This window comes from Paenibacillus sp. J22P277 (assembly GCF_059383675.1).
Map to the genome: position 1 here is coordinate 116,018 of NZ_JBXENS010000009.1, position 20,695 is coordinate 136,712.

Here is a 20,695-nt window from a genome sequence, read left to right on the forward strand (position 1 = left end):
TCGCCCAAAGCCGTCTCCAAGTGCAGCGGTACGGGTAGATACGCGCATATACCCGGCTGGCCGGCATGCCCCTTCCCCGCTCGACTACGAACCGGCCGACGCTCTCGTCAGCGTCGTCACGATGATGCCGCCCCGATTATCGCCCGACACCATATAAGCGCCCGCTAGGGGTACGCGGATCGCCGTATCGCCGGCGGCCGAAGCCGCATAATACGTCACTTGGTACTCCGTGCCGTCCATGACCGCACTCATCGACCTTCGCTCCTTCAGCGCCGCCAGGTACTCTTCCAGCGTCCAGCCGTACCGGTGCATCAGCGCGCTGTGCGGCATGCCGACATAGCGCAGATGCCACGGCTCGAACCGGAATTCCGTGACGGCGGCCTGCTCCTTGGGATAACGCAGGATGAATCCGTATTCCCAAGCATGCTTGCTCAGCCATCTTCCCTCCGGCGCCCGATCCATCTCCGCCGCGGCCGAGCCGACGTCGAAGGACAGTCCCAAGCCATGCTCGCCGAAGCCCTGCGGCAGCTCGTATAGAGATCCCTTCTCTTCGTATAGCCGCGCCTGCTCCGCGTCATTCCGGTAGCCGCTTAGGATGACGAAACGGCTGATCCCGTCCTTTCGCGCGGCGTCTGCCAGCAGCTGCCACTTATCCGCCGCCCGCTTCGACAGCGACACCGCCGTATTCGCCAAGCCGTACCCGTTCCTCAGCTCCGGGTGGTCGAACAGACGGACGATATCGGTCTGCCTGCCGGCCTCGCGCACGGGATGCGCGCCGTCGATCAGCACCAGGTCCCCCCGGTACGGCTGATCCCGGCCCGCATGCACGGTATGCATCGCCGCCGGCGCGTTCGGCAGCGGCCCCGCGAACTCGCGGCTCATCCAGGCGTTCGCTTGCCGCCCGGCTTCCGCGACGATCAGCGCAAACACGACGAGTCCCGCCAACCGCGCCATCTTCATGCGCCCCATCCCCCCGTACCGCTTTGCTCTCCCAAGCGTAAGACAAGGGGATAAAGAAGAACCGGAGAAATAGTAAACTTTTTCTTAAATTCAGCCGCATTCGGTAAGAAAATCGCCCCGACATCCGGCATGGAAACGCGCCCGGCGCGAAGAATGCCTTCCGTCTGCCCCGAATCGGCAAAGGCCCCCGATCGCGCCTGTCGGGGCGGAACGAGGGCCAATGGATTCAGAACTGCCAAGCATACCGGGCGGAGGCTGCGAATTAGTTATAGTTGGACGCGATCGTTTCCAGATACTGTTCGATCGGAACCGAATTCCGAAGCGCCATCAAGCCCTTCCCTGCCTCGCCGATGACGGTCCGGAACTGCTTGCTCGCCCCGGTGGCTTGCGCCGCGATGGCGTCCACGATCGTTTGCGGATCGTCGAGCTGGCTGGTATCCCGGCTTCCCATCAGCGCGGATAATTTGTTCATCAGATCGTCGTAGGCCGTAATGTTCTCGTCCTTGTTCCAGATGATGCTGTTCACGAAATTATTGCCCGTGGAGCCGCCTTGCTCGATGAGCCGAAGCTCGATGTTCAGCGGCTTGAGCTCGTAATAGAGCCCTTCGGTCAAGCCTTCCAAAGCAAACTTCGACATGTTATACAGCGAGCCGAGCGGAACGGCCGTCGTGATGCCCATAAAGGAGCTGATGTTGATGAACATGCCGCCGCCCTCCGCTCTGAAATGAGGCAGGAATTTGCGGATCACGTTGATCGGACCGCGGGCATTCACGGCAAACTGCCAATCGATGGTATCCTCCGCGGCCAATTCCAGCGGTCCGTACGAGCCCATGCCCGCGTTGTTGACGACAACGTCGATTTTACCGAACGCCGCGATCGCATCGTCCACGGCCGCGGCGACCTCCGCCGGCTTCGTGACGTCCAGCTTGAAGAGTTTAATGTTGTCGTACGCGGTAAGCTCCGCTTCTTTCTCCGGCGTGCGCATCGTCGCGGCCACGTTCCAGCCGAGCTTCGCGAAATGAATCGCCGTCAATTTTCCCAGTCCCGAGCTTGTGCCGGTAATAAAGATCGTTTTCTTTGCCATGATAGAAATCCCTCCAAATTGTGATGTGCATTGTGATGCGCAATTGACCGTTCTAACCAGCTTCCCAATTGAACGTTCATTCTATAAATTGCAAACTTTCTATTCGGACAAGGGAACCAGCTTCATTCCTTGGTAGCCTGCCCAAGCTTCACGACCGATACTCGCAGTCTCGACCAACCTCAATCGAACGTTCGATCTAAAACTAGCAAAAGATTCGGGCCGAACCTACTCGTTCCAACCCTTTTCTTTGCTTACCGCGTTCCAACAGGCGAGAATCGCTTCGTCCTCAAGGTCCTCCGTCAGTTCCATGTAATGCTGCGCGTGCCCCTTCAGTATATACACGATCGATCCGTAATGCATCTGCACCATGAATCGGGGCTCCATCCCGATGAACAAGCCCTGTTCGATCGCCTCTACGTACAGCTTCGCGACCCGTCCGCACCAACCGCCCTTATAAGCCTCGAGCTTGGACTGCTCGTAGATATACGGCGAGAACGAATATTGCTCGATGAACCGAAATCCGTTCGGATACTTCTTGCCGAGCGCGATGACGTTCTTCCACGCCAGCCGAAAACGCGTCTGGATGCTGTCTCCTTCTCGCAAATCTCGGGTCACGAACTCCCCGTTGAACAGCACGATCGCTTTATACAGCTCGTTGACGATATCTTCCTTGCTGCTGAAATAGTGGTAGATGTTGCCCGTCGACACGCCGGAGTTTTTGGCGATGAGCGACATCGACGCCGCCTGCAGTTCCTTGTCGACGATCAATTCCAGCGTCGTTTCCAGTACCGCCTGCTGCACCTTGTTGTAGCGTTCGAACATGTGATTCTCCACCTCCTTTACGCTGCGTTTCGTTTAGATCGAATGATCGTTCTAATCATAAAACAAAATCATGCCCCCGTCAACCCGACCGCGAAGCCGCATGCGCCGGCGGCGGGTTTAAGCCTGAGGGATTCGTCGCCAAGCGACGCCGGAACCGTACATGACAGGTTCGAGCGCGACCGCCCCTTCGCCGCCTTGATCGCTACCCTGGCCGACTTTTTGCCGACCGACGACAACTCACTCGCCGACGCACCCGGTCGGACCATGCCGTGCCGGGTCGGGATTATTTCGCCGTATGCACGGGGTTTCTTGGCGAAGAAAGCGCGAGCTCCCCGCTCCGCAGCGGCAGACGCACCTCGAAGCAGGTCCGCACGACGTCGCTCTGCACCGCGATGGTGCCGCCGTGCTGCTCGACGATGTTGCGGACGATGAACAGTCCGAGCCCGGTGCCGCCGCCCTGATGCGTCCGCGCCTTGTCGCCGGTATAGAACATCTCGAACAGATGCGGCAGCTGCTCCTCCGGGATCGAATCGCCGTAGTTGGCGACCCGCACGACCGCCTCTTCGCCCTCCGCGCTGCAGTAGATATCGATAAAATGCCCGTCCCCCCCGTAGCGTACCGCATTGGTCAGCAGGTTCTCGAACACGCGGGCCAGCAGCTCGCCGTCCCCGAACAGATGCACCTGCGGCTCGACGTGCAGGCGCACCGTCAGCTCGTTGTTCTCGAACAACGGGTACAATTCCTCGTGCAGCTGCACGAGCAGCTCGCTCAGGTCCAGATCCGCCGGATGGAGCGTCGCCATCCCGTAATTGACCCGGGTCACCTCGAACAGTTCGTCGATCAGCTTCTCGAGCCGCCGGGACTTCGTGAACGCGATGCGGGTGTAATGCTCGGCCTGTTCCTTGGACAAGCCCTCGTCCCGCAGGATGAAGTCCAAGTAGCCCAGCACCGACGTGAGCGGCGTGCGCAGGTCATGCGCCAGATTCAGCACGAGCTGATGCTTGCTGTTCTCCTCGAAATCCCCCCGCTTCACCGCCTTCTGCAGGTTCTCTCCCGCCAGGTTGATGTCGTCGGCGATTTGCCCGAACTCGTCCTGCGAGCGAATGACGACGTTCCCGCTGAAATCGCCGGCCGCCAGCCGGTGGATGCCCTTCGAGATATCGGAGAAGTACGCCGCGTACGGCTTGGTGAACAGGTAGAAGAACAGGATCGTCAGCGGGATCATGAGCAGCATGGCGAATTTGAAATCGCCCACGCCGTTCGCGATGATGTGCCGCAGCCGGAACAGCGGGTCGTCCGCGAAGCGCGCGTCGGCCATATAGTAAGATTCAACGGCTTTGTACGCCAAGAAGATCGCAAGCCCGGAGAGCAGCATGCTGAGCCCGAGGAACAGGATCATCTTCAGCCTGAAGCTGATGGCCGGCCTAGCCATTGAACGTATACCCCACGCCCCAAACGGTCTTGATCCATTTGTTCTTGTCGTCGCCGAGCTTCTTGCGCAGGGTCCGGATATGCACCATCACGGTGTTGCCGCTCTCGAAGTAGGCTTCGCCCCAAATGCTTTGGAACAGGTGCTCGGCGCTGAATACCTTCTTGGGGTGGCTGGCCAGCAGATACAAGATGTCGAATTCCTTGGGCGTCAGCTCGACCGGGCTGCCGAACTGCGTCACGCTGTGCCTGTCCGGATCGATCACGAGGCCGCCGGACTCCAGCACCGGCGCGGCGCCCGCGCTCGCGCCCCCCTGCTGGTTGAATTGCAGCGCCCGACGCAGCTGGGCGTTGACGCGGGCGACCAGCTCCATCGGGTTGAACGGCTTGGTCATATAATCGTCGGCGCCGATGACGAGTCCCGTGATTTTGTCGAGATCGCTCGTCTTGGCGCTGAGGAAAATAATCGGCATGGCCGAGTGCTCCCGGATCTGCCGGGTCACCTCGTACCCGTCGAGCCCCGGCATCATGATATCGAGAATGGCCAGATCGACCGCTTGCGTTTGAACGGCTTGCATGGCTTCGAGGCCCGTCGCCGCCTTGATGCAGCGGTAGCCCTCCCTCGCCAGATGCAGCTCGACCAGATCGGCGATCTCCGCCTCGTCGTCGGCAATCAGAATCGTCATGCGCTTCATCCTTCTCCAGCTCCCGGTCGGGGCAAGCCCAGGCTTGCCCGTTTTTCTTTATTTTACCCCATGAAGGCCGGTTTACGGAAATCGGACCTTGGTCGGGCCGGGACTTTTTTCGGCGCCTGCGCCTCCGGCCCCGATATCGCGAGCCGTTCATTATTGCCTGCGCGCATATGCTATAATACGACCGATAACGACGGCAAGATTCGCCGCAGGAAGGAGCATCCCGAGGAATGAAGCGCCGCCTCTTCACGCGCAAGCCGCCCGCGTCCAAATCCTTGCGACGCAGTTTGGTGTTTTATCTGTTGATCGGCAGCCTCCTGCCGCTCGCGCTCGTTGGCGTCATGACGTACTATTCCATCTATTCCATTCTCACGAACAAGATCCAAAGCGGCATCATCGCCAGCCTCGACCAGGAAGCGGCCAGTCTGGAAAACACGATCAACAATCTCGATTTCGCCTCCAAGCAGTTCGCGCTCGACGGGCAGATCGTCGACGAGGTCGGCAGCTATCTGCAAGAGACGCAGGTCTACAAGAAGTCGCAGCTCATGGACAGCATCAACAAGAAAATCAATCTGGTCAATTTCACCAATCCCATTCTCGGCGTGACGGCTTATATCGAGCCCGGCCTGGAGGATCCGGTCCTGTTCACGAACTTCAGCTTGAGCCCGGACTTCGACACGGACAAGCTGCCGCGCTTCATGAGCTATAACGGCGGGTCGTACTTCGGCCCGCACAAGACGATGAACGGCTCAAGCTCCAACATCGTCTTCTCGTCGCTGCGCGTGGTGCGCCTGCCCGAGGCCCAGAACGTGTACATCTATCTGGAGACAAACTACAACCTGTTCGCCAAAATCCTGAATGACCGAGCTTACGGGATGAAGGTGTCCCATCTGCTGGTCAACGAAGAAGGCGCCGTCACGTACGTGGAAAACAAGGACATGCCTCGGGGGGCCGCGAACGTCGATTGGCGCGACGACTCCCAACTGCATGAAGTGAGCGGCGGCTATCATTTCTTCCGGTACATCAGCCCGCAGGGCTGGCAGCTCGTCACGGCCGTCAAGCAGACCACCTTCAACAGCGAGATCTATTCCTGGCTGCTCCGGCTGTTCTTCCTCGCGATGGCGACGTTCGTGTTCTCCGTCCTGCTCGCCTTGTTCATCTGGAAGCAGGTGTACCGTCCGCTGCGGAAGGTGAATTCCGAGATCGTCCGCATGGCGGAGAACATCGAGTCGCCGGTCGCCTTTACGCGCGTGGAGGAATTCGACCTGCTGCTGGGCAACTTCCAGGACATGAAGACGAAGATCAACGGGCTGCTGAACGAGGTCGAGCACAACGAAAAGCAGAAGAGCCGGCTCGAGATCGAGAAGCTGCTCAGCCAGATCAATCCCCATTTCCTGCACAATACGCTCAACACCGTCCAATGGCTCGCCCGGATGAACGGTCAGAAAGAAATCGACAAGCTCGTGACGCTGCTGGTGAAAGTCCTGCAGTACAATCTCGGGAAGAAGAGCATCATCGTGACGATTCAAGACGAAATCGACGCCCTGCAAAACTATATGGAGCTGCAGCGGATCCGCTACGACTATGAATTCGACTACGTGGTCGACGTCGACGAGACGGTCGTCGGCGCCGCGATTCCGCGGTTTCTGCTCCAGCCGCTCGTGGAGAACGCGATCTATCACGGCACGGGCGAACGCCACGGCAGGGTCGTGATCACGATCCGGCCCTTGCCGGGCGACGCGATCTCCCTGGAGGTCGCCGACAACGGGGACGGCATCGATCCCGAGACCGCGCACCGTCTGCTGAACGAGGATCCCGCCGGCGCGAAGCGCGGGCTCGGCATCGGGCTGTCGTACGTGAACCGGCTGCTGCTGCAGTTCTTCGGAGAGCACATGCAAATCTCCATTGCCGGCACGCCCCATGTCGGCACGACGATCACGATTACGATTCCGCATAAAACGAAGGAGGACTTCGATGATTAAGGCAATGGTCGTGGATGACGAGAAGCTCGTGCGCAAAGGCTTTATTTCGATGATCGACTGGGCGGCCTACGGGATCGTGATCACCTCGGAGGCCGCGGACGGCAAGACGGCCATGGAGCTGCTGGCCGGCCAGGAGGTGGACTTGCTGTTCACGGACATCACCATGCCGGGCATGGACGGCTTCGAGCTGCTCGGCAACGTCCGCAAGCGGTTCCCCCGGATGAAGTCCGTCGTGCTCACCTGCCACCACGAATTCGATTACGTGCAGGAAGCCCTGCGGCTGGGCGCGATCGATTACATCGTAAAGACGCTGCTCGACATGGAAAGCGTCGACGACGTCATGAACCGGATCGTCGACCGAATCCGGTGGGAAGAGAGCAGCCGGGCAGCCTACTCGCCCGGCTCGGGCACGGAGCAGGAGCGGGTCTCGGCCGGCACCGCCATCGTCTTCTTCCCGTTCGTCCCCGAAGAAGACCCTTCGGAGCTCTTCCGGCTGCCGTTCGCCCAGCGCCACCCGATCATGGATCTGGGCGGCATCCGGATGGCGCCGCTTCCCAGCCTCGGCTGGTCGCCCGAGCTGCGGCGCGAGCTCGAGGGCCTGCATGCCGGCAAATGGCGGACCGCCTTAATCACCGGCCTGCAGGATCAGCCCTTGGCCGAGGTCAAGCGCGCGCTGGCCGAACGGCTCGCGGGCCAGCTGTTCTACGCGCCCGAGCCGCCGGACGGCCAGCCGGTATCGATTCCATACGAGGCGCTCGGCGCCGCGCGGCCGAACGCGGACGCGGAGCTGGATGCTTTGTTCGACCGGTGGTTGTCCGTCAAGTGGGCCTTGAGCGCGGGCGAATGGGACGCCTTCGCGCGGGCGATATCCGAGCAGCGGCCGGCGCCCGAGCGGCTGGAGCGCTTCGCCCGGGCGCTGGAGCTGGAATGGACGGGCCTGCTGCTGGACGAGGAAGCGATCCATCGGCTGTACGGCGACCGCAGCCCCCGCCGCTCGTGGGCGCAGTGGCGGGATTGGTTCCGGCTGTTCTCCGATCTGGCGCAGCGCCGGATGCTCGAACTGTCCCTTTCCCGGGAGGTGATGGCCAGCCTGATCCAAGCCATCCAATACATGCGCCTGCATGCGGGCGAGAAGATCAACCAATCCGACGTCGCCCTCCATATCAACATGAGCCGCAGCTACTTCAGCCAATGCTTCACGCGCTTCGCCGGGCAATCGTTCGGCGAGATGCTGCGCCATCTGCGGATCGAGCGCGCCAAGACGCTGCTGCTTGCATCCGACGCGCCCGTCTACGAAATCGCCTTCTTGGCCGGCTTCGAGGACGACAAGTATTTCAGCCGCGTGTTCAAGGAGCGCGTGGGCCTCTTGCCGAGCGAGTTTCGGAGCGCCGGTGGGAAAACGGTCGGACGCCGGTAAGAAAACGGTTCGCCAACTGCGAACGTCCCCGCTGCATCTGCGGCTCGTTTTCCCTCCGGGAAAGCGGGCCCGGTCGGGTAGAATGAAAGCGTAAACACGAAGGAATCAAACAAACGGGGGGTTCTTTATGAAAGCGAAGCTTCTGCTGACGGCGATGGCGCTGTCCGTCGCCTTGACCGCGTGCGGCGATAACGGCGGCAACGAGAATCAGTCTTCCGATTCGAATGCCGGCTCCAACAACGAACAGACATCGGGCGGCAACGCATCCGGAAATACGAAATCGGGCGATGATCTGGCTTACGAGAAGACGGCGGAGCCGGTCACGCTGAGCGTCGGGTTCAAGATTCCCGACGACAAGCTGAAGAGCGGCGATACGAACGAGAACAACATCGCCTCGCGTTATTTCGAAAGCCTGACGAACATCAAGGTCGTCCATTCCTGGGAAGCCAAAGGCGACGACGCCTTCAAGCAAAAGGTCAACCTGGCGATCGCGAGCAACGACTTGCCGGATGCCATGGTCGTGGACCGCAATCAGCTCCGCAAGCTGATCGACAACGACATGATCGAGGATCTGTCGGACAGCTACGAGAAATACGGCTCCAAGCTGATCAAGGATATCTACGACACCACGGACGGCATGGCGCTCGCGGACGCGACCTCGGACGGCAAGCTTTACGGCCTGCCTAACGTGGGAATCGAAGCCGATGCCCCGTCGCTTCTGTGGATCCGCCAGGATTGGCTGGACAAGCTGAAGCTGCCCGCTCCGAAAACGATGGACGACCTGGAGAAGATCGCCAAGGCGTTCGTCGAGCAGGATCCCGACGGCAACGGCAAGGCGGATACGGTCGGACTCGAAGGCGACAAAGCGGTCGTCTACGGCCAGAAACCGAATCCGAACGGCTTCGACGCGATCTTCGGCGCGTTCCACGCCTTCCCGAAAAACTGGATCAAGGACGCGAGCGGCAACATTGTCTACGGTTCGACGACGCCCGAGAACAAAGAGGCGCTCGCGAAGCTCGCCGAATGGTACAAAAACGGCCTGATCGATAAACAGTTCGCGCTCTACAAGGAGACGCAGGAGCCGATCGTGGCGAACAAAACCGGCCTGTTCTTCGGCCCGTGGTGGATGCCGTACTTCCCGCTGGCCGACTCGGTCACGAACGACACCAAGGCCGATTGGAAAGCTTACGCGGCGCCGCTCGACGCGGACGGCAAGTTCGTCACGCACATGGCGCCGGTCACGGACCGCTACATCGTCGTGCGCAAGGGCTACGACCATCCGGAAGCGGCCGTGAAGATGCTCAACGTCTTCACCCGCTACGAGCGGAGACAGGATCCGAACGCCGAGGAAGTGAAGAAGCTGGACGATTATGCGGCCGAGACCGGCGTCCATATCCGCAACTTCTATCCGTTCGACCTGCTGCTCGACTACTCGGACGCCGTCGTCAAACGCTACAACGACGTGCAAAAGGCGGTCAAAGGCGAGATCGATCCCGCGACGTTCGATCCCGATACCAAGCAAGTCTATGACTTCACGCTCGCCGAGAAGGAAAATCCGAAGAAAAACATGGATGCCTGGAAGCCGGCCAAAGCGTACGAGATCGGCGGCGCGATCCTCGCCAACCAGCCGATGGAGAAAGTCTACAGCGTGTTCTACGGCATGACGCGGACCATGGAAACCAAATGGGCCACGCTCGAGAAATTGGAGATCGAAACGTTCCTGAAAATCATCGTCGGCGATCTGCCGGTCAGCGCTTTCGACGATTTCGTGGCGCAATGGAAGAAGCTCGGCGGCGACCAAATCACGAAGGAAGTCACCGAGGCCGTGAACGGCAAGTAAGCCCCTTCTGCAGCAGCGGGCTTCCGGATGTTTCCGTCCGGGAGCCTTTCTTTACAAAAATTCAAGAAAAAGCGGTGAGAACCGATGCGCAGGAAAAAGAACGACCTTCACTACAACGTAATGGTTCTGCCGGGCATCGCCTTTCTGGCCTTGTTCAGCATCGTACCGATGTTCTACGCCATCATGGCCTTCCAGAACTTCAAGCCGGGACGCGGCATCTCGGGCTCGGAATGGATCGGTCTCGAGAATTTCACGTACCTGTTCCAACTGCCCGACAGCCGCCAGATCTTCTTCAACACCATCTTTCTCGCGGTCTTGAAAATCATCGCCAACCTGATCGTTCCGCTGTTGTTCGCCCTGCTCCTGAATGAAATCCGGGTACGGTTCCTGCGGAAATGGATCCAAACCATCGTCTATCTGCCGCACTTTCTCTCCTGGGTGCTGCTTGCGACTATATTCTTCGACGTCTTCTCGCTCGACGGCATCGTCAACAAGCTGTTCGGCGTGTTCGGCATCGATCCCGTGCTCTTCTACGCCAGCAACAAGTGGTTCCCGGCGATCATCGTCGGCACGGACGTCTGGAAGGAATTCGGCTTCAACGCGATCGTCTACCTGGCCGCGCTCACCGGCATCAACCCCGTGCTCTACGAGGCGGCGGACATCGACGGCGCGAGCCGCTTCCGCCAGCTGTGGCACGTGACGCTTCCGGGCGTGCGGACGACGGTCGTCCTGCTCGGCACCTTGGCGCTCGGCAACGTGATGAACGCGAATTTCGACCAAATCTTCAACATGTACAATCCGCTCGTGTACCAGTCCGCCGACATCATCGATACGTACGTCTACCGCGTCGGCTTGAACGACCTGCAGTACAGCTTGGCGACCGCGGTCGGCCTGTTCAAGTCGGTGATCAGCTTTGTCCTCGTCATCGTGTCCTACGTGCTGGCGAGCCGCTTCGCGAACTATCGCATTTTTTAACTCGAATGGGGTGATTACCAATGGTGGGAAGGGCCAATCTATCGAACCGGGTGCTGGATACGACGATCCTGATCGCGCTGATCGTCTTCTCGCTCGCCTGCCTCGTCCCGATTCTGCATACGTTAGCCGTTTCGTTCAGCGATAAGGCAGCGGCCGATGCCGGACGGGTATTGCTCTGGCCGATCAACTCCACGACGGCCAGCTACACCAAAGTGCTCGACGACAGCCAATTTTTCCATGCGTTCTACATTTCGATCAAACGGGTCGTGTTCGGCGGCCTGCTGAACTTCGTGCTCACGGTCATGATGGCCTACGCGCTGTCGAAGGACAGCAAGCAGTTCGGGATGCGCAACGTATACATGTGGTTTCTCGTGTTCACCATGCTGTTCAGCGGCGGCATCGTGCCGTGGTTCATGACGATCAAGTCGTACGGCCTGCTAGATTCGATGTGGGCGCTCGTCCTCCCGCACGCCGTGCAGGTGTTCAACATCATCCTCCTGATGAACTTCTTCCGCGGTTTGCCCAAGGAGCTGTCGGAAGCCGCCGAGATCGACGGCGCCGGTCCCTGGTACATCATGGTGCGCCTGTTCGTGCCGCTGTCGCTGCCGGCGATCGCCACGGTCACGCTGTTCAGCATCGTGTTCCACTGGAACTCGTTCTTCGACGGCCTGATCCTGATGAACACGCAGGACCATTATCCGCTGCAAACGTACATCCAGACGCTCGTCGCCCAGCTCAGCGCGCAAGCGATGACCGGCATGTCGCCGGATCAGCTGGCGGAGGCGATGGCGGTATCGAACCGGACGTTCAACGCCGCGAAAATCATCATCTCGATGATTCCGATCCTCCTTATCTACCCGTTCATCCAACGTTTCTTCATCCACGGCATCACGCTCGGTTCGGTGAAAGAATAGACCGTTCCCTCAAGCGTTCATGCCCAAACCGACAAGCCGATTCCGGAATTCCGGGGTCGGCTTGTTTCGTATTGGGCACGCGCGCGGGCGAGAAACGGCGCAACCCGCAGGATTGTGCTGGAAAATGAAGGATACACGAGGATGGGCGCGTTTTCAAGTCCGGTTTTCATCGATTTCATCGGGGATAACCGTCGCCAATGGGTTTTACTTCCTCCTGTGGGCTGCCGTATGATTTAGCTCAGCAAGCGGAAACGAACCGCCTGCATCGGGAGAAAACCCGCGATTACGCGTTTCACAGACGTTGTTCATGACTGTGGAAGAAGCACGGGAGATGCGTTTCTCCATTTCCGGGCTTCTTTGTCGTTGCCAAGAACCAAGGGGGGAATTGCATGGTCATCATTGGCGTATTCGCGGCGGCCTATCTCATCTATCTCGTCTATGCGCTGCTGAATAGCGAGAAATTTTAAATGGCCGGTCCGGCTGCTGGGAGGTGCTTGCATGGAATTCAATGATTATCGCAACCGAATGACCGGCAAGCTGTTGCGCCATGCGCTGCTGGACAGCGTACGGAAGCTGAATCCGGTGCGGATGTTGGGCAATCCGGTGTTGTTCGTCGTCGAAGGCGCGGCCGTGCTGACGCTGCTTATCCTCGCGTTTCCCGGTGCCTTTCACGCGTCCGGCGGGCAGGGCTACACGGCGTCGGTCTTCCTCATTCTGCTGTTCACCATCCTGTTCGCCAATTTCGCGGAAGCCTTGGCCGAGGGCAGGGGCCAGGCGCAGGCCGATTTCCTGAGGAAATCGCAAACGGGCACGCAAGCGAAGCGGCTTCGGAAGGACGGCTCCGTGCAGCTCGTGCCGTCCTCGGAGCTTCGCCGCAAGGACCTGATCCTGATCGAGAAGGGCGATCTCGTCCCGGGGGACGGGGAAATCGTGGCAGGCGCCGCGGTCATCGACGAATCGGCCGTCACGGGCGAATCGACCCCGGTGCTTAAGCGGGCGCACGGCGATTTCAGCTCGGTGACCGGCGGCACCTTGGTCGTGAGCGACCGGATCACGGTGCGGATCACCGCCGACCCCGGCGAAAGCTTCCTCGACCGGATGATCCAGCTCGTCGAGGGCGCCAAGCGGCAGAAGTCCCCGAACGAGGTGGCGCTGAACAGCCTGCTCGTCGTATTCACGATCATCTTCCTGATCGTCGTCGTCACCCTCGCCCCCATCGCCGGTTACGTCGGCGTGACGATCGAGACCCCCACGCTGATCGCGCTGCTCGTCTGTCTCATTCCGACCACCATCGGCGGCTTGTTGTCGGCGATCGGCATTGCCGGGATGAGCCGGGTATTACGCTTCAACGTCCTGGCCATGTCGGGCAAAGCGGTAGAGACGGCCGGGGATATCGGCACCGTCATCCTGGACAAGACCGGCACCATTACTTACGGCAACCGCAGGGCGTACCGCTTCATTCCCGTGGCGGGCGCGGGCGAGCGCGAGCTGGTTGCGGCAGCCGTCGCCGCGTCGCTTCACGACGAGACCCCGGAGGGCCAATCGGTGCTGGAATACGCCAGGAGCATCCCTTTCGAATGGAACGAGGCGGATTACGCCGGAGGTGCCGTCGTCCCCTTCTCCGCGGAGAATCGCATGAGCGGACTCGTGCTGGAGGACGCGTCCTATTACAAAGGCGCCGCGCAGGAGATCAAGGCGCATGTATCGGGATCGGGCGGAGAGTATCCGGCGCTCGCCGACGCGATCGGCGAGGACATCGCGAAGGAAGGCGGCACGCCGCTCGCCGTATGCCGCGACAACCGCTTGCTCGGATTCATTTACTTGAAGGATACGATCAAGCCGGGACTCAAAGAAAAGATGAACGAATTGCGGCTGATGGGCATCAAGACGATCATGTGCACGGGGGACAACCGCTTAACCGCCGAGACGATCGCCCGGGAGGTCGGCGTCGACGAATGCATCGCCGAGTGCAAGCCGGAAGAGAAGATACGCGTGGTGCTCGCGGAGCAGGCGCAGGGCAAGATGGTCGCCATGACGGGAGACGGCACCAACGATGCGCCGGCGCTCGCCCAGGCCGATGTCGGTATCGCGATGAACAGCGGCACGATCGCGGCCAAGGAAGCGGCCAACATGATCAATCTGGACTCCGATCCCGCCAAGCTCATCCAGGTCATCTTCACCGGCAAGCAGCTGCTCGTGACGCGCGGCGCCTTGACGACCTTCAGCCTCGCCAACGATTTCTCCAAGTATTTCGCCATACTGCCCGCGGCGCTGGCGGGCTTCATGCCGCAGATGGACGCGCTGAACGTCATGCGGCTTCATTCGCCGGAGTCGGCGGTGCTGTCCGCCTTGATCTTCAACGCCTTGATCATTCCGGCGCTCATCCCGGTCGCGATTCGCGGCGTCCGTTTCGCGCCGATGAGCGCGGACAAGCTGCTGCAGCGGAACCTGCTGATCTACGGCGTCGGCGGCATCTTCATCCCGTTCCTCGGCATCAAAGCCGTGGATATGGCGTTACGGTTGTTCTATTAAGGGAGGCTTGCCGATGAGATATACCATCCAATCGAAGCTGATGATCGCCTTCACGTCGGCCGGCCTGCTGCTTGGGTTGAACGGGCAATTGTGGTACGGCTTCGCGGAGAAGCTCCATGACCGGCCGCCGGGCGACGCGGCATTCGAGTCCGAGCTGCTGCGGCTGCTCGGGATCACCGTCGGGTGCTTCGCGCTTATTATCGGCATCGGGCTGCTGACCTCGCGCATCATCGCGAGACCGGCCTCCCGCATCGTGGAAAGGGTGGAAGTCATGGCAATGGGCGATTTGCAGGGCAGCGAGCTGCGGCTGAAGCAGCGCGATGAATGGGGGGAGGCCGCCAAAGCGGTCAATCATATGGGCCGGAACCTCCGCGGCCTGATTCGCAGGGTGACCGACTCGTCCGCCGAGCTGATCGCAGGCGTCGACCGGTTGAACGAGACCGCCGAGACGACGGTCCGCGCGGCCAAGCAGATCGGCGAGGCGACGCGTTCCATCTCCATCGGCTCGGAGAAACAGGTCGACCGCGCGGCCGAAGCAGCCTCGTCCTTCCGGGACATCGATCACGGGCTGCAGCGCATCGCCGAATACGCCGAGGACGTGAACGGCTCCGCTTCGAATGCCGTGAAGGAAGCCGAGGCGGGCGATGCCGTCATCGCCCGCAACGTCGAACAGATGCGGACCATTCAACTGGCCTTCGGGCACTCCGCCGATATCGTGCGCAAGCTGGGCGAGCGCTCGCGGGAAATCGGCGGATTCGTCAGCACCATTCGCGCGATCGCCGAGACGACGAATCTGCTCGCGCTGAACGCGTCCATCGAAGCGGCCCGCGCCGGCGAGCACGGCCTTGGGTTCTCGGTCGTGGCGAGCGAAGTGAAAAAGCTGGCGGCCGAAGCCAAGCAGGCCTCCGACCGGATCGCCGCGCTGATCGATTCCGTTCGGACGGAAGTCCGCTTGGCGATCGAGACGATGCGGGACAGCAGCGAAGAGGTCCAGACCGGCATGAATCTGATGGCGGAAGCCAGCCGGTCGTTCCGGCAAATCGTCCATGCCGTCTACGACGTCAGCCAACGCGGCCGGCAGGTCCGGATCATTACGGAGGACGCCACCGCGCAATCGGAACGGATCGCGGCCATGACCGCGGAGCTGGAATTCATCGCGAAGCTGGCTTGGGCAAGCTCGGTCGAAGCCGCGAACTTCTCCTCCGAGCAGGCAGCCGCGATGGAAGGGCTGTTCCAAGCCGCCGAAACCTTGCAGAGCATGTCCCGCGAGATGAACGAGCTGGTGCAACGATTCAAAATCTAGCCACGGCCAAAGCGAAAAGCCCGGTTACGCTCCTGAGGAGCATAACCGGGCTTTCGCGCTGCCTCTCGGCAGATTAAACTCCCTGCCGGGCCAGCGATCTGATCTCTTTGCTGCCCAGAATCGCCGGTTCGAACTCCGCCCTCGCGGCGTGGATCATGGCAAGCCCGAGCTCCCGCAGCGAGACGACGGCGCCCGGCAGCAGCGCGCGCGCGAGCGGATACAGCCACGTCAGCGCGCGGTAATACTTGTGCGCGTTCTTCAGCCCGCGCGTCGGATGGATGTAGCCGGGACGGAACATGTACGCGCGCTTGAAGGGCAGGCGAAGCAGCCCGTTCTCGGTCTTTCCTTTCACCCGCGCCCACATGCTTCTGCCCTTCTCGGTGCTGTCCGTGCCCGAACCCGTGACGTAGCAGAACACCATGTCCGGGTTCGCGCGCGCGAGCAGGTCCCCGGCGCGCAGCGTCAGGTCATGCGTAACGCGGGTATAATCCGCTTCGTTCATGCCGACCGACGAGACGCCCAGGCAGAAATAGCAGGCGTTGTAGCCGGCCAGCTCCGCGGCGATCGGCGACCAATCGTAGAGATCCGGAAGCACGATCTCCCGCAGCTTGGCATGCGTTACGCCGCACGGCTTGCGGCCGATGACCAGCACCCGCTCCACGTCGGGATGCAGGAGGCATTCATGCAGCACGCCTTCGCCGACCATGCCGGTCGCGCCCGTCAAGATCGCGCGGATCGGCTTCCTTGCTCCTTGTCGCGCCATCGTTCGTCCGTCCCCTCTCCCCCGTGCCGCTTATTCTTTCGCGTCCAGGAACTTGCGAATGCCGTCCACCGCCACTTGGTGATCCTCTTCGCCGGCCAGGCCCGATACGGTCACCGTGCCGACCTTCCCCTTGCCGCGCACGAGGATCGGGAACGAGCCGCCCTCGCCTTGGTAGTCCTCGAGCGAGAGGCCGGAGGCGTCCTTGAACGTCGTTCCTTCCGCCTTGTACTTCTCGCCGACGTAGAGCGAGCTGTGCCCGTAATGGTGCACGACGTTCTTCTTCGCGTTGACCCAGTAGACGTTATCCTTGGACGTGCCCGTCATGTAGTGCGTGAACAGCGGGTATTCGCCGTTCTCGATATGTACCGCGATGCCTCTGCCGATCACGGCCCTGGCATGCTCGACGATGATGCGGCCGAGCTCCAAGGCATCCTCGTTCGTGAACGACTCGAATTGCAATTCTTCTTCTTGCGACAGCAGCGCTTTCAGGAAATCGCTCATGGTAGGGTGGTCCCTCGCTTTCGTAGGTTAATCCTCTCTATAGTACGACAAAACGGCCGCCAAATAAAATCGCGCCTTAGTCCACCTTCGCGCCGTGCGAGCGCAAGAACAACACGGCCTGCTCGGCATCCATCCGCACGCCCTTCACGTCGACGGACGGCCAATTGACCCCGTCCATCCCGGCGCCGCGGAGATCCGCTCCCTTCAGCTTCGTCTGGGACAGGTTGACCCGCGTCAGGTCGCAGCCCCGGAGGTCCGCCTTCTCGAGGTTCGCGTTCGACAGATCGGCCTCCTTGAAGCAGATGCCCCTCAGATCCTGCTTCGACAGCCGCGCATGCTTCAGGTTCGTGTAGGACCAGTCGCCTCCGGCGGCGGTGAAGCCGTCCAGCTGCGCCTTGGAGAAGTCCGAGCCCATCATTTTGCAGCCGGTAAACGCGGAGACGAACAGATTGGCTTCGACGAAATTGCAGTTCAGAAACGCCGATTCGGCATGCGTCGACGCATTCAGGAGCGCCCCATGAAAGTCGCATTCCACGAACCGGCAGCCGCTCGTGGCGAGCTCCTCCATGGAAGCGCCGACGAAGCCGCAGCGCTCGAACGTGCAGCGGATAAGCTCGCCGTCCCGCAGATCGCGGCCGCTGAAGCTGACGGCTTCGTAATGCTGATCGATGTATTGAAACACCGGATTCCTCCTCACCGCGCGGAAGCTTTTCCCGTTTCCTGCGTTTTCGTATGTGCATATCCCGTTTATCGTAGCATACTCCCGGCGGCTCGCCTATCGTCCCGTCTCGGGAATCGCGTTCCCCGCAGGCGGAGGGGTTATTGCTCAAGCTTTAAGTGCCATGAGAAGGTTTATTCAAGGAATGCTCGTAATATCGGTACCTTCTATCCGGTAACCTTTGGACTTGCATCAATGTCCTATAATAAGGATGATCACGCTCGAGAAGGAGATGTGCCGATGAAGGATTGGATTCAAATTCGAGGGGCAGCCGAGAACAACCTCAAGAACGTTTCGCTTAACATACCGAAATGCAAGCTGGTCGTGCTGACGGGGCCATCGGGCTCCGGCAAATCGACGCTCGCCATGGACACGCTGCAGCGGGAATGCCAGCGGCAGTACATGGAATCGATGGGCATGGTGTCGGACGCCATCAATAAGCCGAAAGTCGACGCCATCATCGGACTCTCGCCGTCCATCAGCGTCGGGCAGCATGTGACCAACCGCAACCCGCGTTCCACGGTCGGCACGGTGACGGACGTCTACGCGTACCTGCGCACGGTGTTCGCCCGGGCGGGCGAGCGCCCGTGTCCGGCCTGCGGCGGTCTCGTGCCGCCGCCTCCGGCGGAAGCGGCGGGCTTCAGCATCGCAAACGAAGAAGAACCCCAAGCGTGGGTGAACTGCCCGCACTGCGACGCGAGGCTGGAGAAGCTGACGATGTCGCATTTCTCGTTCAACACGCCGCAGGGGGCATGCGCGGCCTGCTCCGGTCTCGGTTCGGTGGCGACGCTGCGGATGGACGCCGTCTTCCATGAGGAGAACAGCCTGCGCGGCGGCGGCGTTCCCCATCTGTACGACATGATGGTCGAGTATTACGCGAATATTTTGCAGGCCTGCGGGAAGCATTACGGCTTCGCGTTCGATCTCGATCTGCCGCTGAAAGATTATTCCGACATGCAGCGCGATCTGCTCTACTATGGCGTCGAGAGCGAGCAATTCGCGCGCCACTTCCCCGGCGCGAAGCCGCCGAAGACGGTGACGCTCGGCAAGTTCGAAGGCATCGTCACCGGCATCTGGCGCCGATACATGGAGAAGGGCGCCGAGGCCGACGGCGGCATGAACGCGGCGGAGTTCTTCCACCAGCAGGATTGCCCGGACTGCCATGGCGCCAAGCTGAACCCCGTCAGCCGCTCCGTCAAGGTCGGAGGCATGGCCATTCACGAGCTCTCGGACTTGCCGCTGGAAGAGGTGCTCGCCTGGTCGGAACGCGTGATTCGCGAGCTGCCTTCCGAGATTCTGGAGATGCTGTCCGCCTTCATCGCGGACGAGATTCCGTCCCGCGTGAAGCGGATTCTTCATGTCGGTCTGGGATACCTGTCGCTGAACCGGCAGTCGGTCACGCTGTCCGGCGGCGAAGCGCAGCGATTGCGGCTGGCATCGCTGCTCGGCTCGGGACTGACCGGCGTGCTGTACATCCTCGACGAGCCGACCGCCGGCCTCCATGCGCGGGATACGGCCGGCCTGATCCTCGTGCTCAAGCAGCTGCGCGACCTTGGCAACACGGTGCTCGTCATCGAGCATGACGTGGAGATGATGCGCGCCGCCGACCACGTCATCGACATGGGCCCTGGGGCGGGCGGCATGGGCGGCCGCGTGGTCGGCGAAGGCACGCTCGAGGATCTGATGCAGGCGCCGGAATCCGTTACCGGCGGCTATCTGCGGGACGAGGCGGCATATAAGGCGCGGGCGAGTCGCCGGCCCGGCAACGGCAGCGCGCTGACCGTCCGCGGCGCCACCGCGAGGAACCTCAAGAACGCGACGGTATCCTTTCCGCTCGGCTGCCTCGTCTCGGTCACGGGCGTGTCCGGCTCCGGGAAGTCCACGCTGCTCTTCGATCTGCTGGCCGAAGGCGCGAACGGGAACCTGCTTCCGGAAGGCTGCGCGGCCATCGAAGGCCTGGAGAACGTCGGCAATTGGATTACCGTCGACCAGTCGCCGATCGGACGGATGCAGCGCTCGAACGTGGCCACGTATACGGATATGTTCACGGCGATGCGCAATCTCTACGCGGGATTGCCGGCGGCGAAGCAGCTGAAGCTCACGTCGAAGCATTTCTCCTTCAACACGGCCGGCGGCCGCTGCGAGCATTGCCAAGGGCTCGGCGTGCTTACGGTGGACATGCACTTCCTGCCGGATATCGAGGTGCGCTGCCCCGCTTGCAAAGGACGCCGTTTCCAAGACGAGGTGCTTCGGGTGACGTACGAGGGCCACTCCATCTCGGACTTGCTCGACATGACGGTCCAAGAGAGCCTCGCCGTATTCGCGAACAACGACAAGATGGCCGATACGATCGCCCTGCTCTGCGAGGTCGGCCTCGGCTACCTGCACTGGGGACAATCGGTGCGGACCTTGTCCGGCGGCGAAGGCCAGCGGCTGCGGCTGGCCAAGGAACTCGCCAAACGCACGAAGAAGCACACGCTCTACCTGCTCGACGAACCGACGACCGGCCTGCATCCCGCGGACGTGCGCCGGCTGACGCTGCTGCTCGACAAGCTCGTCGACGCCGGCAATTCCGTCCTCGTCGTGGAGCATAACCTGGAGCTGATCCGCGAATCCGATTGGATCGTCGATATCGGTCCCGAGGGCGGGGAGCACGGCGGCACGGTCGTCGCCGAAGGCACGCCGGAGCAGGTGGCGCAGGCGCGCGGGTCGCATACCGGGCGATACCTGCGCGAAGCGCTGGGCTGACCAAGGCGGAGTTTGC

General features: G+C 61.1%; 17 protein-coding genes. 9 read left to right on the top strand and 8 right to left on the bottom strand.

Features of this window, described 5'->3' with window-relative positions:
* Nucleotides 1-84 precede the first annotated feature (84 nt).
* The 5 genes from AC50YL_RS30040 to AC50YL_RS30060 form a co-directional block, all read right to left on the bottom strand.
* Nucleotides 85-960 (bottom strand): M15 family metallopeptidase, encoded by an 876-nt coding sequence (locus AC50YL_RS30040; RefSeq protein WP_494836879.1) that lies wholly within the window; start codon nucleotides 958-960, stop codon nucleotides 85-87.
* A 262-nt stretch (nucleotides 961-1,222) separates the two neighbouring features.
* Nucleotides 1,223-2,044: an SDR family NAD(P)-dependent oxidoreductase gene (locus tag AC50YL_RS30045; RefSeq protein WP_494836881.1), complete on the bottom strand. Its 822-nt coding sequence runs from the start codon at nucleotides 2,042-2,044 to the stop codon at nucleotides 1,223-1,225.
* Nucleotides 2,045-2,269: 225 nt separating this feature from the next.
* The gene (locus AC50YL_RS30050; RefSeq protein WP_494836882.1) at nucleotides 2,270-2,866 is read right to left on the bottom strand and encodes a TetR/AcrR family transcriptional regulator; all 597 of its coding nucleotides are present in this window, start codon (nucleotides 2,864-2,866) and stop codon (nucleotides 2,270-2,272) included.
* A 283-nt stretch (nucleotides 2,867-3,149) separates the two neighbouring features.
* Entirely contained in the window at nucleotides 3,150-4,298 is a 1,149-nt protein-coding gene (locus AC50YL_RS30055) for a sensor histidine kinase (protein ID WP_494836883.1), read from the bottom strand.
* Nucleotides 4,291-4,989, bottom strand: a complete 699-nt coding sequence (locus tag AC50YL_RS30060; protein WP_494836884.1) for a response regulator transcription factor — start codon at nucleotides 4,987-4,989, stop codon at nucleotides 4,291-4,293. Before AC50YL_RS30060 ends, AC50YL_RS30055 begins: the two co-directional genes overlap by 8 nt.
* 227 nt (nucleotides 4,990-5,216) lie before the next feature.
* Here AC50YL_RS30060 and AC50YL_RS30065 point away from each other — a divergent pair, with 227 nt between their 5' ends.
* From AC50YL_RS30065 to AC50YL_RS30100, 8 genes are all read left to right on the top strand, one after another.
* Complete coding sequence (locus tag AC50YL_RS30065; protein ID WP_494836885.1) at nucleotides 5,217-6,968, top strand: sensor histidine kinase; 1,752 nt, start codon at nucleotides 5,217-5,219, stop codon at nucleotides 6,966-6,968.
* Complete coding sequence (locus AC50YL_RS30070) at nucleotides 6,961-8,385, top strand: response regulator (protein WP_494836886.1); 1,425 nt, start codon at nucleotides 6,961-6,963, stop codon at nucleotides 8,383-8,385. Before AC50YL_RS30065 ends, AC50YL_RS30070 begins: the two co-directional genes overlap by 8 nt.
* Nucleotides 8,386-8,512: 127 nt before the next feature.
* Nucleotides 8,513-10,225: an extracellular solute-binding protein gene (locus AC50YL_RS30075; protein WP_494836887.1), complete on the top strand. Its 1,713-nt coding sequence runs from the start codon at nucleotides 8,513-8,515 to the stop codon at nucleotides 10,223-10,225.
* Nucleotides 10,226-10,309: 84 nt separating this feature from the next.
* Entirely contained in the window at nucleotides 10,310-11,200 is an 891-nt protein-coding gene (locus tag AC50YL_RS30080; protein WP_494836889.1) for an ABC transporter permease, read from the top strand.
* Nucleotides 11,201-11,220: 20 nt separating this feature from the next.
* Nucleotides 11,221-12,114: a carbohydrate ABC transporter permease gene (locus AC50YL_RS30085; protein WP_494836890.1), complete on the top strand. Its 894-nt coding sequence runs from the start codon at nucleotides 11,221-11,223 to the stop codon at nucleotides 12,112-12,114.
* A gap of 389 nt (nucleotides 12,115-12,503) precedes the next feature.
* Entirely contained in the window at nucleotides 12,504-12,581 is a 78-nt protein-coding gene (locus AC50YL_RS30090; protein WP_494837149.1) for a potassium-transporting ATPase subunit F, read from the top strand.
* A 31-nt stretch (nucleotides 12,582-12,612) separates the two neighbouring features.
* Entirely contained in the window at nucleotides 12,613-14,646 is a 2,034-nt protein-coding gene (kdpB, locus tag AC50YL_RS30095; RefSeq protein WP_494836891.1) for a potassium-transporting ATPase subunit KdpB, read from the top strand.
* Between the two features lie 13 nt (nucleotides 14,647-14,659).
* On the top strand, nucleotides 14,660-15,949 hold the full coding sequence (locus AC50YL_RS30100; protein WP_494836892.1) for a methyl-accepting chemotaxis protein: 1,290 nt from the start codon (nucleotides 14,660-14,662) through the stop codon (nucleotides 15,947-15,949).
* Between the two features lie 73 nt (nucleotides 15,950-16,022).
* On the opposite strand, the gene AC50YL_RS30105 is transcribed toward AC50YL_RS30100, so the two are convergent.
* From AC50YL_RS30105 to AC50YL_RS30115, 3 genes are all read right to left on the bottom strand, one after another.
* On the bottom strand, nucleotides 16,023-16,712 hold the full coding sequence (locus AC50YL_RS30105) for an NAD-dependent epimerase/dehydratase family protein (protein ID WP_494836893.1): 690 nt from the start codon (nucleotides 16,710-16,712) through the stop codon (nucleotides 16,023-16,025).
* Nucleotides 16,713-16,742: 30 nt separating this feature from the next.
* Entirely contained in the window at nucleotides 16,743-17,213 is a 471-nt protein-coding gene (locus AC50YL_RS30110; protein ID WP_494836895.1) for a heme-degrading domain-containing protein, read from the bottom strand.
* Nucleotides 17,214-17,289: 76 nt separating this feature from the next.
* Nucleotides 17,290-17,895, bottom strand: coding sequence for a pentapeptide repeat-containing protein (locus tag AC50YL_RS30115; protein ID WP_494836896.1), 606 nt, complete (start codon nucleotides 17,893-17,895; stop codon nucleotides 17,290-17,292).
* Between the two features lie 276 nt (nucleotides 17,896-18,171).
* Here AC50YL_RS30115 and uvrA point away from each other — a divergent pair, with 276 nt between their 5' ends.
* Nucleotides 18,172-20,679, top strand: coding sequence for an excinuclease ABC subunit UvrA (gene uvrA / locus AC50YL_RS30120; RefSeq protein WP_494836897.1), 2,508 nt, complete (start codon nucleotides 18,172-18,174; stop codon nucleotides 20,677-20,679).
* Nucleotides 20,680-20,695: the final 16 nt, after the last annotated feature.